Below are 836 nucleotides of genomic sequence, written 5' to 3'. Positions count from 1 at the left end.
TGCGACCGTTGTCGCCCTGTTGGTTGTAGAGCTGCAGCCAACCGAGTTCCTAGTTGGCTCACGCAGGTCGATTCAAGCCTGCGATTCCGAATGAATTAGATTCCAAAAATCGGCATTTCCATGGGCAAGTACGTCGTTTCGCCCGCGACACACCAGACCGACTGCGGCCGCTTTCGCGCCTCCTTCTCGGTCCATCGTTCCCAGGGTAACGGCAGCTACTGCCGAGTATTCCGTTTTGACAAAGCCTTTGCCTCGCGCGAAGCCGCCCGGCTCTTTGCAGTCACCCAGGGCTGGCTGCAAACGTGCATGCCGCATCCCCCCACGTGCTGATGATCTGCTGCGCAGATCCCATYCAACCCGTGCCAGTTGCTGCGGACTCCCGATCCGCACAMCCCTGTTCCAACGGCGCGACWTTCGTYGCGCACCTTCATTCCGAAAGGCTCTTTYCATGAGCGTCAAAATCTACGTGGGCAACCTYCCCTATTCCGTGACCGATTCCAGCCTGGAAGGCAACTTTGCCGAATTTGGCAGGGTCTCTTCGGCCAAGGTCATGATGGACCGTGAAACCGGCCGCTCCAAGGGCTTCGGCTTTGTGGAGATGGCTTCTGCTGAAGTCGCTCAAGCCGCCATCACCGGTCTGAACGGCATGTCCGTCGATGGACGCTCGATTGTCGTGAACCTGGCCCGCCCCCGCGAAGAGGGTAGCGGCTCGGGTGGCTACAGCGCGACTGGTTACAGTGCAGGCAAACGCTCGGACATTGGCTATGGCACTGGTGGCTACGGCGGTGGTCGTTACTGAGCCCAGTAACTTCCTCTGAAAAACCGGCTCTCCTGAG

Annotated in this window: 2 protein-coding genes; both read left to right on the top strand. The window is 59.2% G+C overall.

Annotated elements, in window-relative coordinates; translation table 11 throughout:
* Positions 1-120 precede the first annotated feature (120 nt).
* On the top strand, positions 121-330 hold the full coding sequence (locus AB4Z46_RS35335) for a hypothetical protein (RefSeq protein ID WP_442288212.1): 210 nt from the start codon (positions 121-123) through the stop codon (positions 328-330).
* A 118-nt stretch (positions 331-448) separates the two neighbouring features.
* Positions 449-799 (top strand): RNA recognition motif domain-containing protein, encoded by a 351-nt coding sequence (locus tag AB4Z46_RS35330; RefSeq protein WP_442288211.1) that lies wholly within the window; start codon positions 449-451, stop codon positions 797-799.
* The last annotated feature ends 37 nt before the right edge of the window (positions 800-836 follow it).

This window comes from Variovorax sp. M-6, assembly GCF_052114385.1.
Classification (GTDB): Bacteria; Pseudomonadota; Gammaproteobacteria; order Burkholderiales; family Burkholderiaceae_C; genus Variovorax.
This window is presented reverse-complemented; position numbering and strand designations above follow the sequence as displayed.